This is a genomic window from Methanococcus voltae (assembly GCF_017875395.1).
Taxonomy (GTDB): Archaea; AGJL01; Methanococci; order Methanococcales; family Methanococcaceae; genus Methanococcus; species Methanococcus voltae_C.
In genome coordinates, this window is record NZ_JAGGMO010000001.1 from 200,444 (window position 1) to 225,123 (window position 24,680).

General features: G+C 28.8%; 20 protein-coding genes and 1 other RNA gene. 9 read left to right on the plus strand and 12 right to left on the minus strand.

What is annotated here, in order from left to right:
* The first annotated feature begins 195 nt into the window (after positions 1-195).
* Positions 196-528 carry a DUF357 domain-containing protein gene (locus tag J2127_RS00890; protein ID WP_209590295.1) on the plus strand — a complete coding sequence of 111 codons (333 nt, stop codon included), beginning with the start codon at positions 196-198 and terminating at the stop codon, positions 526-528.
* 45 nt (positions 529-573) lie between these two features.
* Complete coding sequence (locus J2127_RS00895) at positions 574-915, plus strand: DUF555 domain-containing protein (protein WP_209590294.1); 342 nt, start codon at positions 574-576, stop codon at positions 913-915.
* A gap of 183 nt (positions 916-1,098) precedes the next feature.
* Here the strand turns inward: J2127_RS00895 and gatA are convergent, their stop codons facing one another.
* The 3 genes from gatA to ffs all read right to left on the minus strand — a co-directional run bounded on the left by gatA (position 1,099) and on the right by ffs (position 5,760).
* Positions 1,099-2,400 carry an Asp-tRNA(Asn)/Glu-tRNA(Gln) amidotransferase subunit GatA gene (gatA, locus tag J2127_RS00900; RefSeq protein ID WP_209731576.1) on the minus strand — a complete coding sequence of 434 codons (1,302 nt, stop codon included), beginning with the start codon at positions 2,398-2,400 and terminating at the stop codon, positions 1,099-1,101.
* A gap of 345 nt (positions 2,401-2,745) precedes the next feature.
* Positions 2,746-4,170, minus strand: coding sequence for an alanine/glycine:cation symporter family protein (locus J2127_RS00905; RefSeq protein ID WP_209731577.1), 1,425 nt, complete (start codon positions 4,168-4,170; stop codon positions 2,746-2,748).
* 1,276 nt (positions 4,171-5,446) lie between these two features.
* Positions 5,447-5,760, minus strand: an RNA gene (gene ffs, locus J2127_RS00910) — signal recognition particle sRNA.
* A gap of 598 nt (positions 5,761-6,358) precedes the next feature.
* On the opposite strand from ffs, the gene ftsZ reads away from it, so the two are divergent.
* Positions 6,359-7,456 carry a cell division protein FtsZ gene (ftsZ, locus tag J2127_RS00915; protein WP_209731578.1) on the plus strand — a complete coding sequence of 366 codons (1,098 nt, stop codon included), beginning with the start codon at positions 6,359-6,361 and terminating at the stop codon, positions 7,454-7,456.
* Positions 7,457-7,890: 434 nt separating this feature from the next.
* The gene (locus J2127_RS00920) at positions 7,891-8,403 is read left to right on the plus strand and encodes a helix-turn-helix domain-containing protein (protein ID WP_209731579.1); all 513 of its coding nucleotides are present in this window, start codon (positions 7,891-7,893) and stop codon (positions 8,401-8,403) included.
* A 222-nt stretch (positions 8,404-8,625) separates the two neighbouring features.
* Here the strand turns inward: J2127_RS00920 and J2127_RS00925 are convergent, their stop codons facing one another.
* Complete coding sequence (locus J2127_RS00925; RefSeq protein ID WP_432442923.1) at positions 8,626-9,558, minus strand: TIGR01212 family radical SAM protein; 933 nt, start codon at positions 9,556-9,558, stop codon at positions 8,626-8,628.
* 480 nt (positions 9,559-10,038) lie between these two features.
* Here J2127_RS00925 and J2127_RS00930 point away from each other — a divergent pair, with 480 nt between their 5' ends.
* The 3 genes from J2127_RS00930 to J2127_RS00940 all read left to right on the plus strand — a co-directional run bounded on the left by J2127_RS00930 (position 10,039) and on the right by J2127_RS00940 (position 13,046).
* Complete coding sequence (locus J2127_RS00930; RefSeq protein WP_209731580.1) at positions 10,039-11,574, plus strand: phenylalanine--tRNA ligase subunit alpha; 1,536 nt, start codon at positions 10,039-10,041, stop codon at positions 11,572-11,574.
* A gap of 150 nt (positions 11,575-11,724) precedes the next feature.
* A complete protein-coding gene (locus tag J2127_RS00935) occupies positions 11,725-12,258 on the plus strand; it encodes a FeGP cofactor biosynthesis guanylyltransferase HcgB family protein (protein ID WP_209731581.1) in 534 nt (177 codons plus the stop codon).
* Positions 12,255-13,046: a DUF1188 domain-containing protein gene (locus J2127_RS00940; RefSeq protein WP_209731582.1), complete on the plus strand. Its 792-nt coding sequence runs from the start codon at positions 12,255-12,257 to the stop codon at positions 13,044-13,046. Before J2127_RS00935 ends, J2127_RS00940 begins: the two co-directional genes overlap by 4 nt.
* 82 nt (positions 13,047-13,128) lie before the next feature.
* Here the strand turns inward: J2127_RS00940 and J2127_RS00945 are convergent, their stop codons facing one another.
* Together J2127_RS00945 and J2127_RS00950 are read right to left on the minus strand one after the other, a co-directional pair.
* On the minus strand, positions 13,129-13,755 hold the full coding sequence (locus tag J2127_RS00945; RefSeq protein WP_209731583.1) for a DUF366 family protein: 627 nt from the start codon (positions 13,753-13,755) through the stop codon (positions 13,129-13,131).
* A 166-nt stretch (positions 13,756-13,921) separates the two neighbouring features.
* Complete coding sequence (locus J2127_RS00950; RefSeq protein WP_209731584.1) at positions 13,922-15,259, minus strand: S-layer protein; 1,338 nt, start codon at positions 15,257-15,259, stop codon at positions 13,922-13,924.
* A gap of 533 nt (positions 15,260-15,792) precedes the next feature.
* Between J2127_RS00950 and pyrE the strand changes: the two genes are divergently transcribed.
* Positions 15,793-16,347, plus strand: coding sequence for an orotate phosphoribosyltransferase (pyrE, locus tag J2127_RS00955; protein WP_245326396.1), 555 nt, complete (start codon positions 15,793-15,795; stop codon positions 16,345-16,347).
* A gap of 64 nt (positions 16,348-16,411) precedes the next feature.
* Here the strand turns inward: pyrE and J2127_RS00960 are convergent, their stop codons facing one another.
* The 4 genes from J2127_RS00960 to J2127_RS00975 form a co-directional block, all read right to left on the minus strand.
* Complete coding sequence (locus J2127_RS00960) at positions 16,412-16,831, minus strand: DUF2120 family protein (RefSeq protein WP_209731585.1); 420 nt, start codon at positions 16,829-16,831, stop codon at positions 16,412-16,414.
* Between the two features lie 174 nt (positions 16,832-17,005).
* Positions 17,006-18,094: a UPF0104 family protein gene (locus tag J2127_RS00965; RefSeq protein WP_209731586.1), complete on the minus strand. Its 1,089-nt coding sequence runs from the start codon at positions 18,092-18,094 to the stop codon at positions 17,006-17,008.
* Between the two features lie 314 nt (positions 18,095-18,408).
* Positions 18,409-19,578, minus strand: a complete 1,170-nt coding sequence (locus tag J2127_RS00970) for a preprotein translocase subunit SecD (protein WP_209731587.1) — start codon at positions 19,576-19,578, stop codon at positions 18,409-18,411.
* Positions 19,579-19,774: 196 nt separating this feature from the next.
* Entirely contained in the window at positions 19,775-20,620 is an 846-nt protein-coding gene (locus J2127_RS00975; protein WP_209731588.1) for a protein translocase subunit SecF, read from the minus strand.
* Positions 20,621-20,947: 327 nt separating this feature from the next.
* Here J2127_RS00975 and J2127_RS00980 point away from each other — a divergent pair, with 327 nt between their 5' ends.
* Positions 20,948-22,273 (plus strand): TldD/PmbA family protein, encoded by a 1,326-nt coding sequence (locus J2127_RS00980; protein ID WP_209731589.1) that lies wholly within the window; start codon positions 20,948-20,950, stop codon positions 22,271-22,273.
* 123 nt (positions 22,274-22,396) lie between these two features.
* Here the strand turns inward: J2127_RS00980 and J2127_RS00985 are convergent, their stop codons facing one another.
* Together J2127_RS00985 and pheA are read right to left on the minus strand one after the other, a co-directional pair.
* Positions 22,397-23,644, minus strand: coding sequence for an LL-diaminopimelate aminotransferase (locus J2127_RS00985; protein WP_209731590.1), 1,248 nt, complete (start codon positions 23,642-23,644; stop codon positions 22,397-22,399).
* Between the two features lie 140 nt (positions 23,645-23,784).
* Positions 23,785-24,657, minus strand: a complete 873-nt coding sequence (gene pheA, locus J2127_RS00990) for a prephenate dehydratase (RefSeq protein ID WP_209731591.1) — start codon at positions 24,655-24,657, stop codon at positions 23,785-23,787.
* Positions 24,658-24,680: the final 23 nt, after the last annotated feature.

Consider the following 24,680-nt stretch of genomic DNA (forward strand, 5'->3'; position numbering starts at 1 on the left):
TATCCAAATATTAAAGATAAATTCATAAAATGTACACTAATTACAAATAAAGTAATAAATATTAGAAATTAAAATGTATGTACAATTAAAATAAATTAGCATATTGTAGAATTAATCGAGTGTTAATATATGATATAATATTTATACAATATATAGAATAAATATGAAATTAATAAAATAATACTTGGTGTAAACTTGGAAATAAAAATCAACCCCGAATACGAAAATCAAAAGCAGGATGTAATATCATATGCCAAAATAGAAAATTACTATGATAGAACAGAGGAAGCCATATCTATCATAAAAAAAGGAATGCCGTCTGAAAAAAGCTTACTTTACGATGTAGCCCTAGATTTCATGACTATGATAGAGTGTTACTTCTCTGATGCAAAGGCATTTATACAAAAAGGAGACTATATAAACGCATTTGCTTCGTTAAATTATGCTTATGGTTGGATAGATGCAGGTGCTAGACTTGGCATTTTCAATGTAGGCGACGACGATGTGAGATTTACATTAGCAAAATAGAGATATTGTATAGCGAATAGCGAGAACAGTGAGATTGGTGAAAAAATGACAAATTATCACGTAAAATTACAAGCAGCGTATGTTGCAAAGAATGTAGAAGATGCAGAAGATGCAATAGGTATTGCAATTTCCCAAATCGGTAAAGCTTTGAACAAGGGAAAATTAGACTACGTAGACATCGAGTTAGGTTTAACTTTATGTCCTGAATGTAGCGAACCAGTTGATTGCGTGTTAGTGGTTGCGAGAACTGCAATTGTAGGTATCATCCTATCAATGAGAGTATTTAACGCAGAAAGTCCGGAACATGCCCTTAGAATTGCAAAAGCTTCAATAGGAAAAGCTTTAAAAGACATACCTCTCGAAGAAATCGATGTTGTAGAATTCTAAGGTACTGAAAATAAAACATCACTAAATATTTACCAATATATAAATACTATTTTTATTATTTTTTGAATTATTTAATTGTTTAAATGAGTTAAAATCTAAATTTAAAAGTTATATCTAAAAAGAAAGTTAATTAAAATTAAAATTAAAAAAATAAAGTTTTTATTTAGAATTATTTAGAATTATTTAGAATCTATTTTCAAATTCAATCATTGTGTTTAATACTTTTTCGTCGCCTAAAGGAGCTCCTTGGAATTGTAAGCCAACAGGTACGCCATTAATGTCTCCACATCTTACAACACCTGCACAAATACCGCACAAGTTTGTAGGAACTGTTAACACATCGTAAGCATACATATCCATTGGTGAAATTTCTTCCCCTAATTTGTGAGGTAATTTAGGAACTGTAGGACCTGCTATGATGTCTACTTTATCGAACAACTTTATCATTTCTGCTTTCATTGTTCTTCTTGCTTGTAATGCTTTTTTATAGTATTTTCCGCTGAATTCTTGTTCACTGATTGTTTTACCAATTAAAATTCTTCTAAGTACTTCTTCGCCACAAGCTTCTTCTATTTGATATCCGTATCTTCTACCATCGTATTTTCTTGTAGCTGAAAAGAATTCAACATAGTTTATCAAATAGTAGGTAGGTAATGCTATATCGGTGTAATTGTAATTTAACTCTACGATTTCACAACCGATATCTTCCAAAGCTTGAATACCTTTTTCGATGTTGTTTCTAATTTTATCGTCAGTAACATCCATGAATTCTTTAACTACACCTACTTTGTAATTTTTAACTTCTTCAGTGTTTTTGTTAAATTTAGGAGTAGCCAATGAGGTAGTTTCTGAAATATCTTTTCCTTTAATTGCGTTTGTTAATAATAAAGCATCTTCTGCGTTTTTAGCTAAAGGTCCGATTTGGTCAAGACTCATTGATAAATCGCATAAACCTTGCCTACTTACAACACCGTAAGATGGTTTAAAACCAACTACGCCACAGTGACTTGCAGGGTTTCTAATACTACCGCCTGTATCGCTACCTAAAGTCATGTCACATAAATCTCCAGCTACTGCTGAAGCGCTACCGCTACTTGAACCACCAGGTATTCTATCTAAAGCTGCGGGGTTTTTTGTTGCTCCGTAGTAAGATGTTTCACCACTGCTACCACTTGCAAACTCATCCATGTTTGTCATACCGATAATTAAAGCACCTTGTGACCTTAATTTTTTTACAACGGTTGCGTCATAGGTTCCAACGTAGTTACTTAATGTTTTAGATGCGCAAGAGATTGTATATCCCTCAACATTGATGTTTGACTTAACACCTATTATTTTACCATATAATGGTTTGTTTTTTAAAGCTTCATTTTTTTCCAATTCTTGAGCTTCTTTTAAAACTCTTTCAGGTTTTACTTCAATGAAAGCGTTTAAGTCAGATTTTTCTATTTTTTCCAAGTATTTTTGAGCTCTATCTATAATCATTAAATCACCTTAACAATATGCTAACTCCGTATAATAATCAATAAACTTTAATCGATAACTTTAATTTATAATATATTATCTCAAATATAATATAATCATTACTATTAAATTACTAATTAAATAAAAACTTTGTGTAATTTTTTTATAAATCATGAAAATAACCGTAAATAAAATTAAAATAAATTAAAAAATTATAATATAAAATTATAATATAAAATTACAAAATAAAATTACAAAATAAAACTATCGGATTAAAATAAAAAATTAAAATAAAAATGTAGTAATATATTTAGAATAGTTATATTTGTTATACCCATATAATGACCATTCTAAAATATTCAAATTTTATTCCTGAGTTGATTCAGCTGTTGCTTCTGCTTTTTTAATCTTTTGGAAGTCTTTTGTTTCAGATACTACAACTTTCAAGAGTAATAATATACCAATTAAGTTAGGAATAGCCATTGCTCCGTTTAAAGTATCTGCGATATCCCATACAAGTTTTAAATCAGCTGTTGAACCCCAAATAACAACTAAAACGAAAATTATTCTGTAAATATTTGCTATTTTTGAGCTACTTGCTAAATATTCTAAACATTTTTCACCGTAGTATGTCCAACCTAATATTGTTGTGTATGCGAAGAATGGCAATGCCATTGTTATAATCCATCCACTGTTTGGAAGTAAAGAGTTGAATGCAGCGATTGTAAGCTGTGCGCCCTCTAAACCACTTGTTAAAAGACCTGATTTTAATGTAGCTATTGTTAATGCTAAACCGGTTATTGAACATATTATGATTGTATCGATAAATGTACCAGTCATTGAAATTAAACCCTGTCTTCCAGGGTGGTCTGTTTTAGCTGCTGCAGCGGCAATCGGAGCACTACCCAAACCTGCTTCATTTGAGAATACACCTCTTGCAATCCCGTATCTCATAACGGTACCAATTGCACCACCTGCAACTGCAGTTCCTGTGAATGCGTCACTGACTATGTAGGATATTGCAGGGATTATGTATTGTAAATTCAATAATAAAACTGCTGCACCAGCTATGAAGTAAAATACTGCCATAAATGGAACAATGTAGGATGTAACTCTACCAATAGACTTAATACCACCCATAGTTACAGCTGCAACTAAAATTGCAATCATTACTCCGATTCCAAATCTACCGATAAGGTCTACAGGTATTACTGATGACAATACAGGTGATAACACTGTGGTTATTGCAGGTGATAATAATGGTGATAATACATCAACTATTGAGTTAACCTGTGCTACGTTACCGATACCAAATGCTGCAAAAGCTCCGAAGAACGCAAATAAAACAGCTAACCATTTGATTCCCGCACCTTTTTCAATATAGTACATTGGACCCCCTGCCATTTCTCCAGCATCATCTACAATCCTATATTTAACAGCTAAAACTGCTTCAGCGTATTTTGTAGCCATACCAAATAATGCAGCAATCCACATCCAGAATATAGCACCAGGACCTCCGAATGTAAATGCAGTAGCAACCCCTACGATGTTACCTGTACCAATTGTAGCAGATAAAGCCGTAGTTAAAGCTTGGAATGGAGAAATATCCCCCTGTACTTTTTTATCAGATTTTTTAAACATTAATTTAAAAGCGTAAGGTAATTCCTTAAATTGATAACCTTTTAAAAGAATTGTAAGAATTACACCAGTACCCACTAATAAAGCAAGCATGTAAGGTCCCCATACAATTCCGTTCAACTCGCCCATAAAGGACATAAAAACGTCTAACATGATATCACATCACTCCAACATAAAAAATATTTGTAATAACAAAATATAAATCAAAATAAACGAATATTTGGACATCAATATGTACAAATACATACCAAAAATATATTGTATAAAACATTTATAGAAATAAATGAAATAAAGATATCAAATAATATCAAATAATAACAGAAATATTGTACGTATTTATGTTCAAAACTCCACAATATTGAACACGCGATACTTGTAATAATGGTTAAGCTCCACAACATAACCATTTTCCATTTTATTAGTATATTATTAGTAATAACTTATTTTATATACCTCAATACCCCCTATTAAATTAATAGGGTTCATATATTTTTAATTTGTTTATTTAGATTTATATTTATCATATAATTATTAATTGTTAATAAATTAGTAAATAATTTGTTAGTTAACGTATTATTAATTTATTATTAAGTTATTATTGATTTAGTATTGATTTACTAAGTAGTATTTTAGTATTTAACTATCTAATTTGTAATTATTTTTAAAATTTATTCCAACTCAATATGTAAATTTAAATCTCGATTAAATGACATAAGCAATTGAGTATGATAATGCCAGTAATGGCAATATACGCCTTGCTGTACCTATTAAAAATATATAATATTTAATCATTATAAATCTACTTTTCAAGTTATATTATAAATCCTTTATATATGTTATGATACGATTAAAAAAATTAGAACTTTTGGAAATTGCATAATATTTCGATAAAAACGTATTATGTTATAAAAAACGGTATTTTTAATATTTTAACTATCAAAATATATTAAAATTTAAAAAAAAATATTATTTAAATAATATATAATTATTAAATATGTTTGTATCTATTAATAGTGTATCAATGTATGTATCAATGAGATTTTACAATTTAGAGTTGGAATAAATTTTAAAATCTGATTATTTCATTTTTTGTGGAGTTTGTATATTTAGTATAATAGTACTCTAATTAACTAATTATTGGAATGATTGTTGGAGTGATTAGTTATTATTTCCTACATTTGTGCCATATACATAGGTCGTAATGGTATATATTACTATTGAAATTTTTGGCATTGATTGACGTAAAAATAGGAAATTTTTTAAAAATAGGGATATTTTTTTAATTATGTTGCGATATTATGTAACTATCTATTGCAAAAATTATATCATAATAGAGTCCTATTAATCATAAGATATCTAAAAATAATAAGGATAATAATAAAAAATATTAAAAAAATGATACTAATACCAATAATATGCCTTAAAATAAAAAATGGCTTCCTTGGGGTGGACAAAAGCACCAAATCCCATTTTGCCTTAATTAGCACTCGGCCCCGCTACCCCTTGAGCGTCGAAGTAAATTCTACCGTTGCTCCCTTCCGGACCTGGCGGGTTTCGAAATACAAAAAGAGTTTGACTCTTTCTTAAGAAAGAGAGTCTCTTACCATCTTACCCCAAAGGACGAAACGTCTACATACCAATTAAGAATGAAATTTGGGAACTTATGCCGCCCCCAAGTTTTCGGCTCTCGCAAAGGCGATTTCGAGTTACAGGAGACGCCTAACCTCCCAGCCTAGCCAATATTACATAACTTGTTCTATCTTATATAGTTTACTATTTATTATTTTTATTAGATTTCGCATATTTTACAGTCGTTATTATTCTATTCCATTATTTTTTTTATTTTGTTTAGTTTTTAGGGATAAGTCTTAAATTAGAAGCATGAGGCAATTTATAAATAATCGACAACTTAATAACCTATTTAAGAATCTAAATAGTTTCAATAAGTAAAATTTATATAACTATTAAAACTTATTATTTATATAGTGTTATAATTACCAAAAAAACTTTACAAGTATTGGATAATAATAATTAATAGTTAATAAATAATAAAATAACCCCAAATTTAAAAATACACGAAATAAAGATTTATTTACGGCATATAAATTTAAATGGTTTATTGTTAGAGTATATATAATATTATATGGGCATAATATTAAAAAAATACATTTAGAATATTCCAATATTGAAGATAGGATATAATTAATAGAATATTTGAAAAATGGGTATGCCTATCAAATTACATATAAAAAATAATATATATCATGAAAATTTATAGATATTATCAATAAATTATTATAATCTATCGATTTTATTTAAGATTTGCCTTTGGAGGATTACTATGAGACTTGTTAAAGATGCACTTTCTAAAAATAATGAAGAATTATACCAAGCTCAAATGGCTAAAGATGATTTTGGAAACGCTAAAATCATCGTAGTAGGATGTGGTGGTGCAGGTAACAACACAATTTCAAGACTTACAGAGATAGGAATTGAAGGTGCTGAAACTATTGCAATAAATACCGATAAACAGCATTTAGAACATATTAAAGCAGATAAAACCATATTAATTGGTTCTACATTAACAAGAGGTTTAGGTGCTGGAGGATACCCAGAAATTGGTAGAAAATCCGCAGAATTAGCTAAAAACGTTCTTGAAGATGTTTTGAAAAATGCAGACTTAGTATTTGTTTCCGCAGGTATGGGTGGTGGTACAGGTACAGGTTCAGCTCCAATCGTTGCAGAAGTAGCAAAAGAAAGCGGTGCTGTTGTAATCGGTGTTGTTACATACCCATTCAAAATTGAAAGAGCCAGACTTAAAAAGGCAGATGAAGGTCTTAAAAGATTAACGGAATGTTGTGATACTGTTATTGTAATTGACAATAATAGATTAGTCGATTTTGTTCCTAACTTACCTATGAACGAAGCTTTCAGAGTAGCAGACGAAATCATTGCTCAATCAGTTAAAGGTATTACAGAAACCATATCAACGAAGAGTATGATAAACATCGATTATGCGGATGTAAAAGCTGTTATGACTAACGGTGGTGTCGCTATGATTGGTGTAGGTGAAGTAGACAGCGATTCCAAAGGCGATAGAGTAGAAAAAGTAGTTAAAGATGCTTTACAATGTCCTTTATTAGACATTGACTACAAAGGAGCTACAGGTGCTATTATACACATTACTGGAGGCCCTGATTTAACATTAGGTGAAGCTAACAGAATTGGAGAAGGTATAACAAATAGTATGGACGCAGAAGCTAACGTTATATGGGGCGCAAGGTTAGATAGCACCATGGACGGAGCAATTAGGGTTATGGCAATTATCACCGGTGTTAAATCACCTAATATATTAGGCGGTGGAAAAGCACCTCAAAGAATATTACCTAAAAAACAGCAACAATCTAAAAGTTCACTAGGAATTGACTACATCGTATAATTCAATGGCAGTCGACAATAATTAACTAAAATTAATTTTTTTTATATATTTTACATTATTTTATTGTATAAATTATATAGCGTATTACATTTTTCCAGGTTATTTCATTTTTCAATTATTATATTACTATCATTTAGTTTTAGATTGTAATTTTTGATATATTTGTAAATATAACTATATTAAAAAAATAAATACATATATTAAAAAAATTAATACCATATAGATAATAAACAATAGATTTATAATATTAATACTTACTAATATATCTAATAATATTATATCTAATAGTAATCCACAATTTAGTTTTAATATTGGAATATTTAATAGAATATTATATATTATAAGACAATTATATTATAATAAATAATTGGGTGTTTATATAATAATATTGCATGATTAAATAATTAGTAACAGAAATATGTGACGTGAGTGTTATGAAAGCGTATGAAAGGCTTTTATTAAGCTTAGGTTCTGAAAAGTTTACCGATGAGTTCAGAAAAATATTATTGGAATTAAATATTTCATTAAAGGAATTTTCAGACCATTCTCAAATACCTTATAGTACATTATACAAAGTTATGAATAATAAAGATTTTAGAGTATCCACACTTCAAAAAATCGTAAAAGTAATTAAAGAATTTGAAAAAGATGATGAATTAGATGATAAAATAGCAATTATTGCTGCAAGATCATCACTTAATAAACTTACTCAAAAAACTATTGATTTTAATGGTAAAACATACGCCATTAAAGAATATCCTTCAAATACACTTGAAGAGTGTCTTATATCGGCAGTTAGTGCAGAGCGAGACGGGGTAAAAGCTATTGTATGCGCCCCAATAGTTAGTGCATGCGTTGAGAAACTTGTTAGAATACCTGTGGCTGTTGTGATTACCGAGTCCTCAGACTATCTAAAAGCAGTAAAAATCGCTGCATCAAAAATATAACACTAATATATGCTTTAATATACTTTAATAGATTTATAAAGTGTATAAATCTTTTTTTCATTATTTTAAATAAAAAAAATTATAATTAAATGAAAATAAGGAATATTCGAGATATTGGGAATATATTACGTAATATTTATTATTTCAGTATATTGTTATTGGAATTATTTTATTATTATTATTATTATTATTATTTTATTTATTGTTTTATTAGCATTTCTGTTAAATATTAAATTTTGAACCTTGGACTGTTTTTCTAGTTTTTAAATTGTTTGATATATCGTTTAAAATTTTTAAACGTCCTAAATCCCATTCTGGCGATATTTTTATCTCTTTTGGAACTTTATCCTTTGAAACTCTTTGAATTAATATTTGAGGAGATATATGCTCTAAAAAATCCGTCACTAAGCTTATGTATTGTATTTTATCAAGTGACTTATACTCCGCATTCCAATACATTTCTTCAAGCTTTGTATTGTATATAACTACGAGCGGATAAATTTTCAAAGCATCTATTTTTATTAAAGACAACAATTCTGCAGTTTTTAGCATTTCTTTCCTTGTTTCTCCAGGCAATCCTAAGATAATATGCCCACAAACCTTTATACCTCGTTCCTTGCAGTTTTTAATTGCATTTAATGTGTCAATTGCGTCGTGTTTTCTGTTAAGTATAGTTAAGGTCTTATCATGTAATGATTGAATTCCCAAATCAATCCAAATGTCATAACCTTGTTTCACATAATCTCCTAAAATATCTAACTTTTCAGTTTCTAAACAATCAGGTCTTGTCCCAATGGATAAACCCATTACATTTTCATAAGATAATGCAAAATCCCATAATTCTTTTAGATTTTCTGGCTCATCATAGGTATTGGTTGCAGGATAGAAATAAACGTAAAATTTATTTATACCTTTTCGACCGTGCTCGTTTAATTGGAATTCTATTTGCTCTTTTAAACTGTATTTACGATTACAATATTCTACGGAGATTGGCCTACCCATTTTAGGGCAGTAAATACAGCCCTTATCATCTAAAGTGCCGTCTTTATTAGGGCATGAAAATCCTGCATCTACAGGTATTTTAAAAGTTCTAAATGGAACTTTAGACTTCATATAAACTCCGTATTGGGAAATCGGAAAACCTCTTTTTCGCATGGCATTTATACCATCTAATTCTGCAGTGAAATTTAAATTTTCTGCCATTTTTAATACTTTATTCTTTAGATTAGTATATTCTAAATCTTCCCTGGAGTAATCTTTATTATCTTTATTATCTTTATTATTCTCGTTTTTCTCGTTTTTCTCATCTTTGTCCATAATCCACCAAACAATATGATACGAATATTAAAAATATATTAAATAAAATAATATAAAAAATATATTAGTAAAACAATAATATTTTAGCTTATATTCTATATTCAATAGATATATATAATTATATAATTGCAAATAAGAATTTTAATAAGTTTATTAATTCTATGAATATCTTATTCAAAAATATGGTTATTTATAGATGTTATATAGATGTTAAAATCAATTTTATAAATTATTAAATAGTATGGCAACATGATATTCAAATTAAATAATAGCATGATTATTTATATTGAATATATTATTATTTACTAAGGTGAAATTATGATTATTGATGTAGAACTTCACAATGACGAGAAAAGAATATTACAGATATTTCAAAAATTTGGAAAAAATACCCTTGACTTTGAAGAAATTTCACAAGAAATTGAGAAAGAAAAAATTATGAGGGCAGGATTATGGCTTACCGGTCACAAACTTGCTGAAGTACTCGAAGAAAGTAAAAAACTTATAAAACTTAGCAAAGAAGGTATTGAAGCTAAAGAAAAGCAATTACCCGAAAGAAGACTTTCAAAATATATATTGGATAATAAATTTGAAAGTATTGCGATAAAAGACCTTTCAAAAGTTGAAACTCTTGAAAAAGGAGAAATAAACCCTTTATTAGGTAATTTAAAAAAGAAAAACCTTGTAGCAATCGATAAAGGGAATATTGTTTTCAAAAATTTAGATTATGAAGATGAAGAGGAAATTTTAATTTCAAAAATTGCAAATTTGGAAGATGGAATTGAAATATCTAAATTAAGTAAAGAAGACAAAAAAACAGTTGATTCTTTGAAAAAAAGAGGATTAATTGAAGTAAAAGAGATTAAAAATAGGGAATTAAAATTAACCCCTGAAGGTATTGAGTACATCAAAAATCCTATTGAAATTAAAGAAGAAATCACACAATTGACCAAAGACGATATATTAAGCGGAAAATGGAAAGAATGCGATATAAGAGCTTATGATGCTACAATACCTACGGAAAAGGTTTATCCTGCTAAACCTCACCCAATGGCTAAAATCATTGACGATGTTAAGGATATTCTCGTATCAATTGGATTCAAAGAAGTTAAAACATCTGCAGTACAGACTGAACTTTGGAACTTTGACTCATTATTCGAACCACAGGACCACCCTGCAAGAGATATGCAAGATACGTTCTTTTTAAAATATCCGAACATAGGCCTTGTAGATGAGGAATTACTTCAAAAACTTAAATTAATACATGAAAAAGGTATTGTTGGAGATGAACAAATCTCTAAAGGCTGGGGATACATATTCAGTGAAGAAGTATCTAAAAAAGTAGTATTAAGGACACATACTACCGTTTCTTCAATTAAATACTTAGCATCATTGAGTGAAGAAGAAAAAGAAAAAGCTCAAAAAGTATTTTGTATAGATAGAGTATTTAGAAATGAAGCAATCGATTATAAGCACTTACCGGAATTTTATCAATGTGAAGGCATTGTAATGGATGACAATGTAAATTTCGATAACTTAGTCGGATTATTATCCGAATTCTTAAACAAATTAGGGTTTGAAAAAGTAAGAATAAGACCCGCATATTTCCCATTTACAGAACCTTCACTTGAAGCGGAAGTTTACGTTGAAGGTAAAGGTTGGATGGAATTACTTGGTGCAGGTATATTCAGACCAGAAGTTTTAGAGCCTTTTGGAATCAAAAAACCGGTTTTAGCTTGGGGAATTGGGTTAAGTAGACTTATAATGATGATATTGGAGTTACAAGATATTAGAGAACTTCATAAAAATGATTTAGATTGGATAAGAAATAGCAGAGTTAAAACAGTTAAATAAGACCGCTAAATAAAACAGCTATAATTCATATAAATCTAAATTTAACTATTTTTATATTTTATATATTAAATTTATATTTATATTTATATTCTATAATTATATCTATATTCTATAATTATATCTATATTTTAAAATTATGTTTGGGATATTGTGGAAAAAATTAACAAGATAGTTAAAAATTCATATGTTCAATCATTGGAAAATTGCAGAAATGGGGATCAAATTGACGAAATTGAGGCTATTCAAAATATCATCAAAAATTCTAAAAAAATTGTAGTTGCAACTTCCAATGGAAAGAAATTTAAAGTAGTAAAAAATATTATTTTGAAAGTTTTAGATACTCATACTAATCATAATACAATTAACAATTGTAAAAATAATCAAAATAATATTATCATTGAAATGTTAGATATTTGTACAAATTCGGCAGATTTAACAAGAATGCCTGCATTAACTAAAGGAATGATTGCAGTTGATACTACAAATGCAGATTTAATCATAGCTCGTGGTAGATTAGGCGTTGCAGGCTCTGGCTCATTACTATTGGTAATGGATGATAAAGGGCGAATTTTAACCGGTGCAATGTCTCCTTCTTCAATAATCCATAATGAAAGCATAGAACGCAAAATAGAGTTCGAACTTTTAAAAGCACTTGAAAAAATAGGGATAATGGTGGAACTATGAAGTACGGTATTACTGAAAATGTTAAAACAATTGAATCAAAAGTCAAAGTTAGAGATATTATAAAAAGGATTGCTGAAAAAAAGGCTAATGCAATAAAATATTACTTAGAAGGCGAGGAATTTAAGCAAGCAATCATATTTGGTGCTTATTTGTCAGGTAACTATATTGCAAATATGATTAAACCAGATTGTGAAGAAGTTATATTAATCGACTCACAGCCTCATCTAGAAGATATTGTTACAGGAAATGGCATAAAATTCATGGATTTAAACACATTTATGCTAAAACTTAGAAACAATAATTCTAAAGAAATAAATCCAGATTTAGTTATAGATGTTACCGGATTAGGTGGTTTAGACCCCAATATCTTAAAAGATTTCGACCCTAAAGTATTAATTATCGAAGATCCTAAAAGTTCATTCGATAAAGAATTAATGGAAGCAGATAACACCCATAAAAGATTATGCGTTGGTCAAAGAAAAGGTTCTTTAAAAACACTACGTTCTTCAAAAATCTCAAAAACCTCTGGTACCATGACACTTACTGTTGACGTAATAATGGATAGTTGTATGGATATTAAAGAATTAGATGGTGTACTATACGCAGTTCCTAATTTAGAATACTTTGAAGGTATAGTATTCCATGAAAAAGATGTTAGGAAGTTTTTAAGAGAAGTTAATACACCTGCACTTACCGTTAGTTGCTTAGGAAATTTAGATACTGAAATCGACGAAATAATCGATATTAACATGAATAAAATCCATTCATTTGTTAAACCAGTACAGTAAAATAATAAAAATAGAATAATCAAATAATTTTAATAAGTTATTTGATTTAATAATTTATTTAATATTTTAGTATTATTATTTTTTAGAATAAAGGTAATGTTTTTCTAATGTCTCTTTCTATTTTATCAGTTTCTTTACAATATTCTAAAAGTATGTTTTCTAAAATTTCGCCTAAGTCGCTTTCATTCAATCCCATTTCCAATAGACCGATTGCTGAAACGTGCTCTGGCGTGCCTTCGGAAGTTATGTTTAAACCTAGATGGATTTTACCTGAAGTAACACCCTTACAAGCAATACATACCGATATTTTTTTATTATCATAGTACAAGTCATCGCCTGTTTTTAATATCTTAATATTTGCTTTTGTTTCGATTACATCTTTTACAATATTTACGAGCATTCTTTGTCTTAAATAAGTAGTTTTTAAGTCACAATTATCGAAATGCTCCACTATAAAGTTTATTGCGCGCTTTGAAGAAATCGGAATTTCATATTCTGCCTCTTCTTTTACATCTTTTAAATCCTTCATATTTGCTATTTTTACTTGCATGGCCCCTATGAAACCTACGATACTATCCTTTTGAACATCGAATGATTTAAAAGCCCATAAAGGTTCTATTTCTTCCCCGGTGTAGTCCAAATTAGTGTTTACTTTTATACCACAAATACTGTTAAAATCTAATTTTTTAGAATTATTGTTTAATTGCATAATATCACCATTTACAATCTCCAATCAAATAATTTTAGTAAATAACTATTAAAAAATAATATAAAAATATATAGTTGATTTAATTATAGAGAAATATATTAAAAATTATAAAAATTAAAAAAAGAATATTAAAGTTTAAAACTTATTTTATAATTTACTTTATAATTTAGTTTAAAACTTTTACTGTATCATCATTTACATATTCAACGGTCATTGTAGATTCACCGTTGTATAATCCTTTTTTCATTGCAAGAACGCACGCTTTAGTACCTAATTTGTCAGAACCTGCAAGAACTAAGATTTCACTATTTTTATTGAATGGATTTGTTACTTTTTGAATGATACCTTTATTTTCACCAGGGTTCTCATTTGAAACTTTGAAAATCAATCCATTTTCTATTTTTGCTGTTGCTTGGTTAGCTACAGGACCGCCTACGAGAATTAAATCAGCACTTGACATCAATAATTCATCTTGGTCAATGATGTTAACTGAACCTTGGAAGTCTACAACTTTTTCCATTAATTTGTTATTTTTGTAGAGGAATATTTGGTCATCCCAGTCATCTTCCTTATCATTTTCAATTTTAACGGCAAATACGTTGTTACCAAAGCTTTTTGAACCTTCTTCAAGGTCTATTGTGTAGTCAGCATTCTTAATGATTTTAAAGAATGTTTCACTTGTATTTGAACCAACGTCTGCAAGTTCGATATTGTAATTTAAAAATTTGAAGTTTTTAGGTAATTCATCTGCGTTTCTGTGTTCTAATTCGATAGTTTTACCATCGATATCAACTCTTATATCAGAGTAGCCTTCTAAATCATCCCCTTTTACAAATTCATATGATCGGTATACGTTAAAGAAGAATACTTTCTTATCATCTGCTTCTAATATATCATCATACTTCAAAGCGATATCTTCTCCTTTTACTTTACGAACGTCATCTTGGAATAATTTAAAGTTATCAACTCTTTTACCATTTCTTAAAACGTCAACCATTAGTTCGCCTTTAGAGAATGCCAATAATTTAACGGTAATATCATCTACGGTAAATGAATCTGAACATGATGTATCGTTTATTAAATTACCTAAAACGATTTTATCGCTATCAGATTCTAAAACTGTATAGCTACTACCCATGAATGAAACTTCGTCCCCTACATCATCTGATTCAAGGGTTTCTTTATATTCTACATCTTTATATATTACATTTGAACCTTCTCTCTTGAATGAAACCTCTAATACTTCAGTATTATCTGTTAATTCAAATTCGTCAATAGCAGGTACGAAATAAATTAAAGTTTCTAAAACTTTTAACTTTTTATCGTCAGTAACTGAAAGTTCTCTCTTTGAATAGTAACTGTCTAAAAGCATATTTGCATAATCTGCATCTACCTTATCCTTGTTAACCACAATTAAAGGGCTATTTAGTGAATAACCCATTGATATTGGAGCCATTACCATTATGGTCAATACTAAAACTGCCATATATTTTGGTAAATTCATTAAATCACCACGTTGAGTAAATTAAATTGTTATTTAAATTTTCGCAATTAAATATTTGTGAATATATTTCAATTTTTACGAATACCTGTACGTATATTCGTAGATAATTACAATATAATTACAAGTAGTTATATTATCTTTAAAAGTTATTGTAATTTAATAGAATAATAATTTTAAGTGTGATTATTATATAAATATTGATAAAAGTTTTATAATTAATATATTTTGTCATTTGGTTTGGTGTACCATTGATAAATATTAATTAAAATTTTTATAATGATGTGCCTTAGATAATGTACACAGTTTAGTATCTTTCGTTCAAAATATAAATTACTTATTGTTTTTTTAATCCGTAATCAAAATTAAATGAATCAAATATTATTAAATATTAGAATTGTATATTTTTAGAAGAATGTATTGAATGTATTGAGAGTATAATTATTAATAAAAAAATGAATAGAAAATAAATTGAAATGAATAAAAAAATAACTTAAAAATGATAAAACTTATCGATATTTAAACACGGTGAAATTATGAATTCCAACGATTTAAAAGCAAATTTAATTAATTTACTTAAAGAAGTTAACTGCGTAAAATTTGGAGATTTTACATTGGCCTCAGGTAAAAAAAGCGACTACTATGTGGATATTAAAAAAGCTACCACTAATCCAAAAGTTTTAAAAGCTGTAGCAAAATTAACTGCTAAATTATGCGAAGAATTTAAAGAAAATGGAGCTTATGAAAATTTAAAAGTTGCAGGTGTTGAACTTGGCTCTGTATCAATAGCTACAGCTGTTTCTTTGGAACTTGAAAAAGATTTATTAATTGTTAGAAAAAAAGCTAAGAGTTATGGAACTAAAAATAAAATAGAAGGCGAACTAAACCCTAATGATAATGTAATTGTTATGGAAGATGTAACCACTACCGGTGGGAGTGTATTAAAAGCAGTTGAAGAACTTAAAGAGGCTAATGCTAACGTTAAAGCTGTTTTTGTAATTGTAGATAGATTAGATGGTGCAGATAAACTAATGAAAGAAAATAACGTTAGATTCATTCCTTTGGTAAAAGTTAATGAATTAAAAGGTTAATAAAAATAATAAAAAATAAAAAATTCTTTTTTTTAATTTTAAAATAGATTATGCGTATTTTAAATTAGTATAATACCATAACTTCTACAAATTTATGTTGTTCGTCTTCTTCGTTGTACCACATGCTTATACCTAACATTAAATTGTCTTTTATACCAAGTGCATAATCACATTTACAACCTATGTTTTCAAAAGAAGCTTTTAAAGCGTCAAAACCCATTTCGTCAGGGAATACGCCTTCTTCACCCATTATTTCATTTATTCTGTTTACCATACCGAGTTTATCTTCTTCATTCATTAATTCGTATCCATTCTGTTTTATTTTAGCTTCCAAATACTCTTTAATGCTTTTGTAATCATTAAACTCTATATCTCGGCAGATACTCCTAACAGCTATCATTTCTTCTTTATTTACAACAGGTTTTGAACCTTTGAATGCGTCTAATGACCTTACTACTTTTCCAATTTTAACATTTAACATCATAATATCCACCATAATATAAAATACTGTAAATTATAAAAAATACATAAAATATTGAAATAAGATAAAAATTTGATTTATTTTAGATTATTTAATTGTTTAATTGTTTAATTGTTTAATTGTTTAATTGTTTAATTCCCAATATGTAAGCCTTTAAATGATTAATTTTTTAATTCGCTAATTTTTTAATTCTTCGTCACTTTCGTTTTGCTCATTTCTTAATTCCTTTAATTTATGAGACTTTGTTTTAATCAACTGGAATGATATGGCACCACATATGGATACTAATACGTAAGAAACTACCCTATCTAATAATGTTATTGTTGCTGCACTAGATGGTGCTATTTTAAAGAATACATACATTGCTATCATTACAGTGTCTGAAGTACCTAAACCGCCCGGCAATGCTGGAACTATACCAACCAGTAATGAAACTAAATAGGTTGAAGAAACTGCAAATAGCGGAGCTACTGAGCCAATTGCTATAAAGAATATATATATCTTGAAAATATCTAGAGACCACCACATAAATGAATAAAATGTTGCAATTGCAATTCCTTTCTTTTTTGTTTTAAAAAAAAGTAAGGTATTTTGGAATTCATCTACGCCTTCGCATAATCTACTATCAGATACTCTTTTCTTGGAAAATCTCCTAAATATTTTTGCGCCAAACTTTACAATTTTGTAAGCCAATTGTTTGTGCATGGCTACATATAATATAGCACCAGTTAGTGTCATTACCGCTATCCAAGCCATTATAAACATTATCGTGTATTGTTCGGATAAGCCATTTACTATGAAATATAATATGATTATAAAGGAAAGGGTCAAAAATACTACACTATCCAATAATCTTTCAATCATAACTGTTGAAAATGAAATATGATATGGTATATTACCCAGTTTCGAAAGATAATATGCCCTAAAAGGTTCTCCACCACCTTTCATAGAAGGAGTGATATTATTTATAAACTGCCCCATTAACACCAAATTAAGTAAATCCGTGTATTTTGCAGAATATCCCTTTAATTTTAGTAAATATTGCCACCTTAGAATTAACATTAAGATTGCAAGAGCATAAACTACGATAGATAACCCAAATATTTGGAAGTTTGTTTTTAACAAAACTTGATATATGTCCTCAAGACCTATCCAATTGAATATATATGCCATTATTGCGAAACCTAAGCCGTAAAATATAATATTTTTTACCCATTTTCTGACATTTGAGCTTTTAGACTTGGATTCTGGACCTTTTGAATTCATTTTTTCCCCTTAATTTAAAGTTAGACTATTATAACCCTATTAATCTAATCGTAATATGACTTAGTTAAAATTGAATAATGTATAATGCTTATTTAAAATATTTAAATTATTTAAATTATATATGTTACGTTTAAAAACTAATTCTTCTCTACTTTTAAAAGATATTTTTTATAATATATATAATTTGTTTTTATAATTGGATAATACGAAGTATTTGAAGAATAGTAATACAAAATAGTACATATAAATCTGAAAAACTTAATAGACATTTAAACCAATTGTTGTTTTAAAAAAGAAAAAAAGAAAGTAAGTAATTAATATTTTCTCAATAATTCTCTTATTATTCTTGCAAATGCAGGTCTTGAGATGAATACCCCGAATAAAACACCTGCTATTGTAGTTATTGCAAATCCTTTTAACATACCAATACTCATTAAGAATAATGGAGACATTGCCGCAATTGTGGTTGCTGCTGCACCAAATATAATAAAGAATGCTCTTTGAATGCTTCTTTTAACTTTTTTAGATTCACCCGCTAAGGTTTCATCTGTTATCACGATTTGGTGGTCAACACTTGTACCCAAAGTCGCAATTATACCTGCAATAGCTGCTAAATCCAATTTCCAACCGATTATCGAAGCGAAACCTAAAATAAGGAGTACTTCGGAAGCTCCTGTTATCAATATAGGAAGAACTATCTTAGGAGTTTTATATCTGATACCAATTACAGTTGCCACGGCTAAGAAAGCAATGATACCTGCAATTATTGAACTTTTTATGAATTCTTCACCCAATGTAGGGGAAATTGAATTAATGTATGCAATATTAACTTTTACAGGTAATGAACCAGATTTTAAAGCAGTGTAAATTGCCCAAGCTTGGTCTTCGTCAGCTTTTGTAGGATTACTACCTGCTACAGTTATTACCTGGCTAGGGTGTGGTTTTCCGTCTGCCAAATCGGGTGAAAGTACAGGGTCACTTATTAAAATTTCATCGAGGTAAAGGAGTACTTTGTAACCACCTTTTCCATAGGAAACGTTTGCAAAATTATCTGCACCCTCTGAAGATAATTTAAAACTTACACCGTAACCTGCTGCAGTTAAAGCCGGTTCTTCAACATATTCAACATCTTTACCAGTGTAAGCGGTTACATTATCTATAGTAGCGTAAAATACCCCTTGTTGAGCTATAACTTTTTTAATACGCTCTAGGTCAGCACTTTCGGGTATTTCGATCGCTATCTCTTCACTACCCCTCGAATAAACATTCACGTCACTTAAACCATTTGTATTTAACCTACTTGTTAAAATTTCGGTAATGACGCCCATTTCCTGTTCCGTAACTGGTTTTTCCGTTTGTAGTACTATTGTAGACCCACCACTTAAATCTACACCAAAAGATATTCCATTGAATACTATTGTTAATATAGAAGCTACAACACACACCAATAGGAATAAAACCTTTTTATCTTTTAGTAATTTCATAATATCCCTCAATTAAATTAACTAAAGCATAATTAATTTAATTAATTTAATTAATTTTGGTATTGTATTATTCATATACTATTTTTGTCGTATAGTATCTTTATTGATAATATTACCATATTGATAATATTTTACTAGTTAAATTTAATTTCTTAAGAATATACAATTTTAATTTTATATTGACTTTATAATCTACTTATTTAGACTTTTTAAGCTCTGTAACGTAATATCTTAATATTCCTACGTTTGTTACCCAAGTTAACATTAAATCCGCAATTAAACCAATTAATAAAACGATTGAAATATCTTTTAACATTTCAGCTGCAGGAACTATGTATGAAACTACAAGGTATAAAACCGCCATTGCCACAATTGTGGTTATAGACATTGTCATTCCTGTCTTCATTGATTGATTAATCCTGTTTTCAAGAGTATCGGATTTTCTCTTTAAAACTCTTGTTGTTAACATAATGTCCGTATCGACACTGTAACCAATTAACATTAATAATGCCGCTATTGTTGATGTTGAAATAGGTATCCCAAATAAACTCATACCGCCAACTGCAATTACAATGTCAGATGCTGCTGCCAAAATAACCGCGAAACTTGGTACTGGTGTTCTAAATATTGCATACACAACAATTGCCATGAATAAAAATGCAAATCCTACTGCTTGGAAACCTTGATTCCAGAAGTTACTACTTAATGTAGAACCGATTTGCTTTTCAGTATATTGTAATTTTGATAAATCATCCGTATTTAATGCTGCTGCCAATGAATTTCTCAATTCATCTATGTCAACATTTGTTCCTGCTTTTACATCCAAATATTGGGCAGAAGAAGACGTTGATATCTTAAAATCTACGTCAGGATATTGTTTTTCTAATGAACTATAGTCAAAGTTATTAGGTACGATTACAGTTATTTCAGTACCTCCGCTAACGTCAATGCTCTGATTTAGACCATTCACCGAAACGAAAACGACTGATAAGAGTGCTAAAATTACCGGAATAACTGTTAATACTTTATAATTCTTGTACATAATGCACCCTCCGAATTTTAAAAATTCTGATAAGTGATAATTGAGATATATATTATTTAAATATATATGAATAAATTTCAATAGGTATTAATGATTTTTAAATATAATTCACTATAACTTAGTAAATCAACCATAATATGTATAAATTTATAATTAATGTATGATTAATGTATGATTAATATATAATCAATATAATTTGTAATAAAATATATAAGTATTTATTATATTCGGGATAACACTATTTTATGACAATATAATTCAGAAATAAAATCATATATATTATGAATTAAGATATTTAAGATATATTTTAAATTGATGGGTGCAATTATGGAAAAGCTCGATAATATAAACTTTTGTAAAAAATTTGATAATTTAGACAATACTATTGATAAAATCATGAATATTGCTGAAAAAGAAGGATATGAAGCTGATATTTATATATCAAAAGATGATGACTTCAGTGCAGAATTAGAGGGTAAACACTTAGATAATGTAGAAACCTCAAATAGTTTTGGTATAGGCGTACGTGTTATAAAAGATGGTAAAGTAGGTCTTGCATACAGCACCGTGGAAAATCCAGAAATTATATACAAAGCTATGGCAAATCTTGTAAATGATAAATATACGGAATTACCAGTTCCCCAAAAATATAAAAGCCCTAAAGGAACTTTCTTTAAGGAATTAAAGGAAGTTAATCAACCTAAAATCCTTGAAGATGTATTTTATATGGCTGAAGAGTTAGAAAAAAATGGTATCACTTCAGTAGGTGGAGGAGTTTCCACAGGTTACGGGTACAGTAGACTTGTTAATACCAACGGCGTAGATGTAGAAGAAGAAGGTACTTATTATTCTGCATCCATTTCAGGAATAAAAGATGGAGAAACTGCTTATGAATATATAACCAAAAATAACGTATTTAATGTAGATGTTATTTCAGATTATGTAATCAATATTCTTAAAAATACCAAGTCAATTAAAGAAAGCTTTGAAGGAAACATTGTTCTTAGTCCTCGCGCTTTATACTCATTACTATCATATACGTTAATTCCGGCATTTAATTCAGAAAGTGTGCAGAGAAATAGGTCAATGTTAGCCGGAAAAATCGGAGAACAAATATTTGGTGAAGACATATTCATTTATGATGATAGTACACTCGATAATGCACTTTACTCCTCAAAAACTGATGATGAAGGTAGCCCAAGTGAAAGAACAGCTTTAGTAGAAAATGGAGTATTAAAAAGCTACTTATACGATATTAAAAGAGCAAATATCGAAAATGAATCTAAAAAAGATGAAAAAGAGTATGTTAAAACCACTAGTAACGCTTCAAGAGGCTATTCAAGTTTACCAAGTATTTCAAGTTCAAATATTATAATTAATCCAGTTGAAAAGATTGAAGAATTGGACAAATACCTTTATGTTAACTCTTTAATAGGTACACACACGTCAAATCCAATTACGGGAGACTTCTCTGTGGAAATTAGCAACAGCTACATTGTAGATAAAGGGGATAAAATACCTGTTAAAAAAGGTATGCTTTCTGGAAACATATTTGAAATATTAAAAGAGGCAACTCCGTTGGATAATGTAGAACAGAGAGGTAAATTAATATCTCCAGCGTTAAAATTCCAAGGTAAAACAATTGTTGAATAAAAAAAACAATATTTAAATGCTAAATAAAAAAATAAAAAAAATAATAAAAAATATTTTATTTTATTCTTAATTTATTCTTACTTTATTTTTAAGTTAATTTTTAAGATTTAATCCTATTTTTAGTTAGAAAACAAATTCAACGTCAGATAATCTTCTTTTTACTTCGTTTAAAATTTCATCTTCCTTTGTTTCTGAAAGTTTACCATCTTTGAACGCGTCAAAGCAAGCTGCCATTCTTATGTAGCTTCCAACATCGTCCCAAGGTACTGTTGAGATTAATTTTTCTTTAATGAGGTATTGTGAAAATTCTTCTGCGTTTTCAAATTTAGCACCGTCTTTTGTTCCTATTGGCGCTTTTACATATAAATAGAAGGTTCCACCAGGCATTTGTGCGTTGAATCCTAATTCTTTTAACATTTTTACCATTTTTTGGAGTCTTCTTTCGTATTTTGCTCTTGTAGCTTCGGTAATTTCTGGGTGTCTTAAACAGTAAATACCTGCTTTTTGGATAGGTATGAATTGACCACTGTCATAATTATCTTTAACAGCTGCAAAACCTCTTACGATTAATTCGTTACCCACTACAAAGGCTAATCTCCATCCAGTCATGTTGTAAGCTTTTGAAAAACTGTGTATTTCTACACCTACGTCTTTAGCCCCTTCAACGGATAAAAATGATAGTGGTTTTTCACCGTAGGTCAATGCTGCGTATGCTGCATCTTGTACTATCAAAATATTATTTTCCTTTGCAAATTCAATTGCTTCTTTGTAGAATTCAACTGTTGCTTGTGCGCCTGTTGGGTTATTTGGGTAGTTTATGTATAAAATCTTAGCTTTTTGTTTTATATCTTCAGGTATGCTTTTTAAGTCAGGTAAAAATCCATTTTCTTCTTTTAATTCTAAGTTGTAAACTTCTCCACCGTACCATTTTGTGTGGGTTGCTGTTACAGGGTAACCTGGGGTAGTCATTAATGTAACATCTCCAGGGTTAATGAATACTGATGTAATGTAAGCTAAAGCGGGTTTTGAACCAATTGAATGGATTACTTCAGTTTCAGGGTTTATTCCTGTTACGCCAAATACTTTTTCCATATATACTGGAATTTCGTCTTTTAAAGCTTGAGTACCATTGTCAGAATATCCTCTGTTTTCTGGCTTTTTTGCTTCTTCGTAAAGAGTTTCGATTACTTTTGCATCTGCCATTTCGTCTGGCTCTCCTACACCCATATCAATTAATTCAACGTTAGGGTATTTCTTTTTAGCTTCGTTTTTGGCTCTTTTGATTTTTTCGAATTTGTAAATTACATCTTCTTTTCCAAAGTTATTGCCACCGATTCTGTCTGCAAAAAGATTTTGAATATAACTTTCCATTTTAACACCAATAAGTTGTTTTTTATACATACTTAGTTATCCTATATAAAATATATGGATAAATTTAAAATAATGAATTTATAAAAAAATAAAATAAAAATTAAAATAAAAAAATAAAATAAAAAAAGACGAAATAATAATTATAAAACAAAATAAGTACCCAAATATATTAATTTAGAAACCCATTTATTTAAATTATTGAACAATTCATCCATATTTTCATAATATTCAAAATCCATATAAAATACGTAAGTTCCTAATTTTGTTTTAGAAGGTCTAGATTCAATTCGTGATAAATCGATATTAAGCTTTTTAAATTCGCCTAATACGTCATATAAACTTCCTGCCCTATTTTCTTTCAATTCCAATATTACAGTGGACTTTACTCTTTTTAAATCGTCTATTCCAAAGTTAATATCTTTTATGTATTCCTTATTTTGCTTTTTTGAAATTAATAAAAATCTTGTTTGGTTATTTTTATAATCCTGTATGTTTTTATCCAGTATGTTTAAATCGTATATTTCAGCATTAGCCTCTGAACAGATTGCAGAAAGTCCATCGTCTTGTTTTTCTGCAATAGTTTTTGCAGAAAGTGCCGTACTTTCCATTGTTTCAGTTACCCAGTGATTAGAATTGATATAATTTCTACATTGTGCTAGTGCTTGAGGATGCGATAAAACTCTTTTTATAGTATTTTTATCATTTGATGTAGAAACTAAAGCATGTTCTATATTAATATCTATTTCTGCCAATATATTGACGTTTGTTTCCATTAACAAATCTTGTGTTAATGTTACAGAGCCTTCAATGGAATTTTCCGAAGGAACTACGCCATAAACTAAGTTATTGTCATCATGCTTTGAAGTATCTAATTTTTCTAATTTTTCTAATTTTTCAAAGATTTCATTTATAGAATTACAGTAGATAATTTCTTCGGAATTTTTTAAATGTCCTGCAAATAATTTAGCCGCTTTTTCACTATAACTGCCCATAGGTCCGAGACAATATATCATGGTTACACCACATTATAATAATT

Bases quoted from the DNA above. Each gene is read 5' to 3' on its own strand.
- J2127_RS00905 (WP_209731577.1), bottom strand. From the start codon at position 4,170: ATGTTAGACGTTTTTATGTCCTTTATGGGCGAGTTGAACGGAATTGTA.
- J2127_RS00980 (WP_209731589.1), top strand. From the start codon at position 20,948: ATGGAAAAGCTCGATAATATAAACTTTTGTAAAAAATTTGATAATTTA.
- J2127_RS00895 (WP_209590294.1), top strand. From the start codon at position 574: ATGACAAATTATCACGTAAAATTACAAGCAGCGTATGTTGCAAAGAAT.
- J2127_RS00965 (WP_209731586.1), bottom strand. From the start codon at position 18,094: ATGAATTCAAAAGGTCCAGAATCCAAGTCTAAAAGCTCAAATGTCAGA.
- J2127_RS00930 (WP_209731580.1), top strand. From the start codon at position 10,039: ATGATTATTGATGTAGAACTTCACAATGACGAGAAAAGAATATTACAG.
- J2127_RS00940 (WP_209731582.1), top strand. From the start codon at position 12,255: ATGAAGTACGGTATTACTGAAAATGTTAAAACAATTGAATCAAAAGTC.
- J2127_RS00925 (WP_432442923.1), bottom strand. From the start codon at position 9,558: ATGCGAAAAAGAGGTTTTCCGATTTCCCAATACGGAGTTTATATGAAG.
- pheA (WP_209731591.1), bottom strand. From the start codon at position 24,657: ATGATATATTGTCTCGGACCTATGGGCAGTTATAGTGAAAAAGCGGCT.
- J2127_RS00970 (WP_209731587.1), bottom strand. From the start codon at position 19,578: ATGAAATTACTAAAAGATAAAAAGGTTTTATTCCTATTGGTGTGTGTT.
- gatA (WP_209731576.1), bottom strand. From the start codon at position 2,400: ATGATTATAGATAGAGCTCAAAAATACTTGGAAAAAATAGAAAAATCT.
- J2127_RS00945 (WP_209731583.1), bottom strand. From the start codon at position 13,755: ATGCAATTAAACAATAATTCTAAAAAATTAGATTTTAACAGTATTTGT.
- J2127_RS00985 (WP_209731590.1), bottom strand. From the start codon at position 23,644: ATGGAAAGTTATATTCAAAATCTTTTTGCAGACAGAATCGGTGGCAAT.
- ftsZ (WP_209731578.1), top strand. From the start codon at position 6,359: ATGAGACTTGTTAAAGATGCACTTTCTAAAAATAATGAAGAATTATAC.
- J2127_RS00950 (WP_209731584.1), bottom strand. From the start codon at position 15,259: ATGAATTTACCAAAATATATGGCAGTTTTAGTATTGACCATAATGGTA.
- J2127_RS00975 (WP_209731588.1), bottom strand. From the start codon at position 20,620: ATGTACAAGAATTATAAAGTATTAACAGTTATTCCGGTAATTTTAGCA.
- J2127_RS00920 (WP_209731579.1), top strand. From the start codon at position 7,891: ATGAAAGCGTATGAAAGGCTTTTATTAAGCTTAGGTTCTGAAAAGTTT.
- pyrE (WP_245326396.1), top strand. From the start codon at position 15,793: ATGAATTCCAACGATTTAAAAGCAAATTTAATTAATTTACTTAAAGAA.
- J2127_RS00960 (WP_209731585.1), bottom strand. From the start codon at position 16,831: ATGATGTTAAATGTTAAAATTGGAAAAGTAGTAAGGTCATTAGACGCA.